The organism is Halorubrum sp. SS7, from assembly GCF_005435055.1.
Lineage (GTDB): Archaea > Halobacteriota > Halobacteria > Halobacteriales > Haloferacaceae > Halorubrum > Halorubrum salinarum.
Window position 1 is genome coordinate 588 of record NZ_SGXV01000101.1, and the last position, 700, is coordinate 1,287.

A 700-nucleotide genomic window follows, 5' to 3' on the forward strand; every position below is an offset into this window, starting at 1 on the left:
GGCGATCCGCTCGCGGTCGTCGACCGCGTTCGCGGACGGGTCCTCCTCGATGTCGACGAAGTAGACCGTCAACTCGCCGTTATCCCTGACTTTCCCGACGTTCGGCTGGGCAGCAACGGCCTCGAAGCTCTCCGCGGAGTACCGCAGTTCCCGGTACGCCTCGACCTCCCGCTGGCGGTCGGCCTCCGCGACCACGAAGTAGTGGTCACGCCTGACGACTTCCTCCGGGTGGTTCGCGTAAAACGTCGGCAACCCGTCCAACATCGCCTGCTCCGGGACCGGTGCGCTCTTTTTGACGGCCGGTTTTACCTGTCGGTCCCACGGCGCCCCCGCCGCGCCGTACAGCGCGATCTCGTAGCGATCGGACGTGTGACGCACTCCGCTGAACCACACCGGCGACCCGCTCGACTGGCTCGCGAACGCCCGCTCGTAACCGTCCATCTCGCCCTCCGGGACGTGCGAGCCAGACAGGTAGACGAACGGAGAGGGGAAAATCGTCGCCAGCGACAGCGACAGGACGATCACGACGGCCGCGACCGTCGCGACTGTTCTGGCGTCGGGGAGCGACGCCGCGATCCGTCGCCCGGTCGACCGGCCCTCGGGCTCGGTCCACGGGTAATCGACGTCGCTCACGGACGATTCCTCGTCGAGCAGGTACCGGACGCCGACCGCCCCGAATATCGTGGCGAGCATCATGAGG

General features: G+C 67.4%; 1 pseudogene. It reads right to left on the bottom strand.

The window, feature by feature from the left end:
- Positions 1-633, bottom strand: a pseudogene (locus EXE44_RS16865) (hypothetical protein); the annotation flags it as partial.
- Positions 634-700 lie beyond the last annotated feature (67 nt).